We start from the raw sequence: 6,589 nt of genomic DNA on the forward strand, positions 1-6,589 counted from the left end.
TAACGCCGTTAACGCCCCCGCGTGCGTTTCATGTGCGTTCAACCGTGCGCTTCACATAGGCTCAGCCCTGGAGGTACCCCATGCCCAACGAACAAGAGAGCCTCTTCGCCGCAGTGGACGCCCTGCTCGAAGAAGCCGCCGCCAAGGACGCGCTCCCCCACCCCGACGAGCGCAAGCGCCTACGCGAAGCCGCCGGCCTCAGCCAGGACCAGATCGCCAAGGCCCTCTCCGTACGCCGTGAAACGGTCACCTCCTGGGAGACGGGCCGCACCGACCCCCGCCCCCCGAAGCGCGCGGCTTACAGCCGTCTCCTCGACGGCCTCTCGGCCCTCCACCCCCTTAACGGCGTTAACGCCGTTAAGGCCGAGCCCTCCCCCACCCCCCCACACCAGCCGACCACCGAGAGCGTTAACGCCGTTAACGCCACGCCACCCCCCGCACCCACCCCACCCCCCGCACAGCCACAGCCGTCCCAGCCCACCCCACCCCCCGTCAACACCGTTGACCCCACCCCCCGCAAGGCACCCCACCGCCCCACGCCCACCCCCCTCCCCCCCATGACCGGCAACGGCCCCCTCGCCGTCCTCGACGGAACCGGCCAGGCCCATGCCGCCGGCGGTGTCGTCCTCGACCACCCCGTCAAGGACCTCCCCACCCTGATCACCTGGGCCCTCACCGAAGCCGACCTCCACTCCCCCCGCCTCCACCGCAACGGCAAGGACGGCGACCCCCTCCTCGTCCTCACCCCCGCCGCCACCGAGGCCCTCGGTCTCCCCCTCGTCCTCGAAGACCGCCGAGGCCTCCGTCTCCCCGACAACCACCCCGTCCTCAAGCAGCTCACCAAGGCCAAGTGGCAGCTCACCCGCCGCGGCTTCGGCCCCTGGGCCCGCGTCTACCGCCCCGCCACCGCGGCCACCGGCCGCCAGTGCGTCCAGCTCGCGGTCCTCCCCTGGGGCGCGCTCGACCCCCGCGCCTGGGGCGAGGGCACCCCCGCCCTCCCCGCCCCCGAACTCGCCGAGCTGCTCACCACCTACGCCTCCCGCGTCCTCACCCCCCGCGGCTCCACCGCCGTCACGGGCCTGGAGCTCATGACGGCCCTGCGCCCGCCCACCCGCGCCGCCCTCAACGCCGCCACCAGGACATGGGAGTCGGCCACCGTCGCCGGCTCGCTCACCCGCCCCGTCGACCCGGCACCCCCCGAGGCCCCCGACGAGCACCCGGTGGTCGCCGCCCTCTACCCCCGCGCCCACCAGCGCACCCCGGACCAGGTCCTCGACGAAGAGGCGTACGACTGGATCCGCAGCCCCGAACTCCTCACCGACGCCGAGTGCACCCGCACCCACGCCGTCGGCATCGACATCAACATGGCGTTCGCCGCCGCGGCCAATCGCCTCCTCGTCGGCATCGGCCCGGCCGTCCACACCACGAACCCCGCCTTCGACCCCAAGCTCCCGGGCAGCTGGCTGGCCGACCTCTCCCCCCTCTCCCTCGACCCCCGCCTCCCCAGTCCCTTCACCCCCCACGGCCGACCCCCCGCCGGCCCCGCCTGGTACGCGACCCCGACCCTCGCCTACGCCACCGAGCTCGGCTTCGACGTCCGGCCCACCGAAGCCTGGGTCCGCCCGGACAACGCCCCGTACCTCGACGCCTGGTACACCCGCCTACGTGACGCCTACCTCGCCACCATGGCCGACCTCGGCGTCACCACCGCCCTCACCGACGACGCCTTCCTCACGGCCATGCAGGACCACAAGCGGACGAGTCCCGCCCACGCGGCCGTCCTGTCCGCGATCAAGTCCACCGTCAAGGGCGGCATCGGCAAGCTCCGCGAACGCCCCCAGGGCGCCGCCTACCGCCCCGGCGAGTCCTGGCCCGCCCTCGAACGCCCCACCTGGCGCCCCGACATCCGCGCGGCCCTGATCTCGACAGCCCGTGTCAACATGCACCGCAAGATGCGCAAGCTCGCCGAAGCGGCCGACCTCCACCCCATCGCCGTCCTCTCCGACTGCGCGGTCTACCTCTCCGACGGCCCCAGCCCGCTCGACTTCCTCCCCCGCACCCCCGAGGGCAAGCCCCTGCCCGGCGGCTTCCGCCTCGGAGTCAGCCCCGGCATGGTCAAGCACGAAGGCACCCAGCCCCTCCTCTGGGCGGTCCAGATGCTCGACGAAGGCCACAACCCCGCCCGCCACATCAAGGGCCACGACGCCGCCGCCGACGGCGAGTAACCGGACAACGGAGACCAAGAGCCCCACCCATGGCAGACATCAACGACAGCCTCACCCGCGCCGACGAACAGAACTTCACGCGCCCGATCCCCAAGTCCGCGGGCGCCCAGATGCGCTTCCTCGTCAAGCAGCTCAAGTCCACCAAGGCCGTGGCCGATCTCCTCGGCATCTCCCGCCGTACGGTCGAGCGCTACGTCAAGAACCAGATCCAGCACCCCAAGCCGGCCCTCGCCGCCCGCCTGGAACGCGAAGTCCGCAACCGCTGGCAGCCCCTGGTCCGCAAGCGCGCCCGCGACCAGGCCGCCAAGCAGACCGGCATCGTCATCGAGACCCGCGCCCGGTTCGGCTTCACCGCCGCCCCCGGCACCACCGACGACGGCCGCATGCGCCGCATCACCCAGCACCTCCCCCCGGAGTACGCCTCCCGCCTCCTCGCCGCCCAGGACGCCGGCGCCACCGAGGCCCAACTGCGCCACATCACCGCCGAGGCGCTCCAGGAGATCTACTTCCGGGACAACGGCGCCCGCGCCACCGGTCTCCTCGTCGAGTTCACCGACATCGACTACGTGGACTTCAACTTCTGACAAGCCCCCAGAAGCGCCTGTACGCCCCCCAGAACGCACGTCGGCCCCCTCCCGACCCCTAGAGGTCAAGAGGGGGCCGAAAGCCCCTCCAGCGGCCACACAGGGCCCGGAACAGTCACGGACCAAGGGGCCTGCCGAACTACCCCACAGCGTGCAGCGTCCTACGCCGCTTCGACTCCGCGGCCTTCTTCGCGGCGGCCTGCGCCGCCCTCTTCTTCCGCTGCTCCGCCAACTGGTCCTGATACGCCGCCACCGCCCGGTGGTAACTCGCGACATACCCGCGGGCGTCCAACCGCTCGTCCGTGGGCATGTCGTTCACCGCGGCCACCGCGTCCTCGAAGGAGTTGTACCCGGCCAGCATGGGGTTGATCTGGTACACCCCATTACGGACCTTACGTACGAGCTTCGCCAGCTCCAGGCTCCGCAGTGCCGCGTTGACACTGGGCCGGCTCAGGTCGAGCAGCCCGCCGATGGTGGCCTGATCGATGAGGATCCGGCCCCCCGGCTCACTCAGCGAGCGCAGCTTCAGCAACACCCGGTAGGCCGCCGGCGGCAGGTCGAGGTCGGAGAGAAGCCCGTCGGCGTTGACCGCAGCGAATCGCAAGGTGCTCACTGAGCTGTCCCTTCTTCCTTGCGCTGTGCCCGGCTCAGCCGACGCGCAGCGCGCTCTTTGGCCCGTTCGGCCCGCAGTTCCTCGATGGCCTGCCGCATATGGTCCAGCGACGGGAACCGCACCAGGTCCGGCAGGCTCGTATCGCTGCGAATCTGCGAGATGGTGCTGTGCTGCTCCACCTTCACGAACTCACCCGCCGTCTCCGTCCCCGGGATGAACTCAGCCACCCGGTAACTGTAGGGCGGGTTGAACTGATAGACACCCCGCCGCACCTTGAAGACGATCCCATGAGACATCACCGTGTGGAGAGCTTCCGAAGTCTTCGTCCGACTGACGTCGAGGATGGTAGCCATCTCCTCCTGGGTAAGTGGAATCCGCCCCCCCGCCCGCTGGCACGCGATCAGCAGCAGGATGAGCCTCAAGGGCAAGGCTTCCCTGAAGTACTGGGCAATCACCAGGAAGAACTCAAGACTGTCCATCGAGAACGCATTTGGCTGACTCTGCGTCCCGTAGAACTCCAGCGGCTTGCGCTCACCGTCCAGCGTGAGCTTCCGGCTCGGATACCGCCTCGCGAGGCTGTCCAGATCCTTGACCGGAGCCAGTGGCTGACTCCACGCCGAGATCGCGTCATCAACGGGGAGATCAGGACGCGGCGCGCGCGCCGGACTCGGCCGACGGCGCTGTGGCTCTGATGACACGAGGATGCTCTCCACTTCGTTGATCTGCAGAGAGCAGTATGTCAACAAGGGTGACACTAATGTCACGCTCGTTGACGTTCGGCGTGTCTTATGTCCCCCCAGTAGGGACACATCTCGGCCACCCCCCTCTCAGCACGCCGTTCGCGCCCCCACGGCCAACCCCACCGCACCCCCCACCAGTTCGGCGACATATCCCCGCCAAAACGTCAGCCCCACCGACATTTTTGCCCAAAAACCGTCAGCCTCACTGACATTTTGCAGCCGCTGTGTCCCCCTAGCAGCGACACATCCCCCCAGATATGTCCCTCCTGAGGGGACATATCTTTCTCCCCGCACCGCCCCTGACCTGCGGCAACGCATCTCCGTACCCTCTATACACCGACCGCCGTCCGTCTGCGGCCCCAAAACCCCGTCACCAACGCCCCCGGAGCCCACCGTTCCTCACGTTTCCCCGACACCCACCCCCACTCACCCCCTCCCGGACACACTGTCCAGAACGCCGCCCAATCTGACTGATTCCCATCTCTATCCACGACTCACTTTGAAGCACACCTCCACCACCCCCTTAACGCCGTTAACACCCACCCCCCAACTCACCCACCACCCCACCCTGTTGCCCCCACAACCGGAACACCAAGCCCCCACTCCCCCCAAACCAACCCCGCCACCCCAACCCACCCAAGCCGACCCCCAACAACCCCAAAACCCCAGGTCAAACCAAGGCCCTGACACCCCACACACAGGTCCACGCAAGGAAACCTGGCTACTGCCCAACGCGTAGCGCTCAGCTCCAAAGCAAAGCGGAACCCCCCAAGAAACACACAAGAACCAAACTGCACTCACTCGCTCCCCAACCCACAACACTGCGACCCGGAACAAAACAGAGGGTCCAACCCGCAAAGGGACTCCGCACAAGCAGAGCTCAGACGGTCTCTCCCCGCACACAGCACAGGGGTCCGCCGCGGAACAGAGGACCCCAGTCCTCAAACGGGGTTTTCAGACGAGCACAACGAGGCCGGCCTCTTATACATGCGCAGAGTAGGATCCGAAGCGAAGCGGAGGATTCAACCCCGGAGGAGGGCTCCCCGCGAGCGCAGCGAGCACGTCCCCCCTTGGATGCGTAGCACCCAAGGACCTGGAGCGAAGCGAAAGGCCCAACCTCCGAAGGAGGCTTCCGACGAGCACAGCAAGCCCGAACTCTGCCCGCGCTCAGCATGGGGCTCCCTCTCAAGTAAAGCGAGCGCCGTTCTTTCCTGGGCTCTACTCGCCCAGGGACCTGAGCTGAGCGGAAGGCTCAGCCCCCAAACATGGCTCCGCTCGAGCGCAACGCGGTCCCTCCCAAGCGTCCTACCCCCCGAAAAGGACCCTGGCAAGCAAAGCAAGCCCGGTCTCTACCGATGCGCAGCATAGGAGTCCGGAGCAAAGCGGAGCGTCCAGCAGCCGAAAGCGGCTGCACGCGAGCGCAACGAGCTCTGTCCTTTCCTGGGGTACGTAGCGGCCCAGTCCGCGAAGGAACCCGGGCGAGCCCAGCGAGCCCGTTGCCTTTCAAGCGCGCAGCGCTTAGGTCCGAAACGGAGCGGAGGACCCAAGCCTCCTCCGGGAGCTTCGAGCGAGCGAAGCAAGCTCGGTCCCTCCCAAGCGCACAACGCTGGGAGGCCAAAACGCAGCCAAGGACCCGAGCCCTCGAAGCGGGCTCGGGCGAGCGCAGCGAGCCCTGGTTCTCTCTGGGCCCATAGCGCCCAGAGGCCCGGAGCGGAGCGGAGGGCCCCAGCCTCCGAAGGAGGCTTCGGGCAAGCGAAGCGAGCTCAGTCTCTCCCAAGCGCGCAGCGCTAGGGAGCCCGGAGCGAAGCGGAGGGCCAAACCCCGAAGGGGGCTTCGTCGAGCGCAGCGAACCGGAGCTCCCCCCAAGCACTCAGCTCTTGGGGGAGCGGAACGGAGGACTTCAGCCCGCAAAGCGGGCTCGGGCAAGCGCAGCGAGCCCTGGTTCTCTCTGGGCGAATGGCGCCCCTAGGCCCGGAGCAGAGCGGAGGGCCCAGCCTCCGAAGAGGGTTTCGGGCGAGCGAAGCGAGCCCGGTCTCTCCCCAGCGCGCAGCGCTGGAACCCAAAACGGAGCACAGAGTCAAGCCCCCCAAGGGAGCTCCCTCGAGCGCAGCGAGCTGGAGCTCTCCCCAGCGCGAAGCGCTGGGGAACCGGAGCGAAACGCAGGGCCCAAGCCCCCGAAGGGGCTTTCGAGCGAGCGCAGCGAGCTCGTTCTCTCCCCCGCACGCAGCGCGGGGGCCCGGAGCTAAGCGGAGGGCCCCGGCTCCCGAAGGGAGCCCGGGCGAGCGCAGCGAGCCCGGTCCCTCCCAAGCGCGCAGCGCTTGGGGAGCGGAGCGAAGCGGAGGGCCCAGCCTCCGAAGGAGGCTTCGGGCGAGCGGAGCGAGCCCGACCTCTCCCAAGCGCGCAGCGCTTGGGAACCCGCTCCGCGGG

General features: G+C 68.8%; 4 protein-coding genes. 2 read left to right on the plus strand and 2 right to left on the minus strand.

Annotated features, from left to right (window positions below; genetic code table 11):
- The first annotated feature begins 80 nt into the window (after window positions 1-80).
- Both tap and tpg read left to right on the plus strand, forming a co-directional pair.
- Entirely contained in the window at window positions 81-2,225 is a 2,145-nt protein-coding gene (gene tap, locus ACZ6KO_RS30895) for a telomere-associated protein Tap (protein ID WP_469307289.1), read from the plus strand.
- Between the two features lie 29 nt (window positions 2,226-2,254).
- On the plus strand, window positions 2,255-2,809 hold the full coding sequence (tpg, locus tag ACZ6KO_RS30900; RefSeq protein WP_469307290.1) for a telomere-protecting terminal protein Tpg: 555 nt from the start codon (window positions 2,255-2,257) through the stop codon (window positions 2,807-2,809).
- Window positions 2,810-2,948: 139 nt separating this feature from the next.
- On the opposite strand, the gene ACZ6KO_RS30905 is transcribed toward tpg, so the two are convergent.
- Window positions 2,949-3,422 carry a MarR family transcriptional regulator gene (locus tag ACZ6KO_RS30905; protein ID WP_401456087.1) on the minus strand — a complete coding sequence of 158 codons (474 nt, stop codon included), beginning with the start codon at window positions 3,420-3,422 and terminating at the stop codon, window positions 2,949-2,951.
- A complete protein-coding gene (locus ACZ6KO_RS30910) occupies window positions 3,419-4,135 on the minus strand; it encodes a hypothetical protein (protein WP_401456089.1) in 717 nt (238 codons plus the stop codon). Before ACZ6KO_RS30910 ends, ACZ6KO_RS30905 begins: the two co-directional genes overlap by 4 nt.
- Between the last annotated feature and the right edge of the window lie 2,454 nt (window positions 4,136-6,589).

It is taken from the genome of Streptomyces sp. NPDC042102, from assembly GCF_055582305.1.

Excerpts from the sequence above, each read along its gene's own strand:
- tap (WP_469307289.1), top strand. The coding sequence starts at position 81 with ATGCCCAACGAACAAGAGAGCCTCTTCGCCGCAGTGGACGCCCTGCTC.
- tpg (WP_469307290.1), top strand. The coding sequence starts at position 2,255 with ATGGCAGACATCAACGACAGCCTCACCCGCGCCGACGAACAGAACTTC.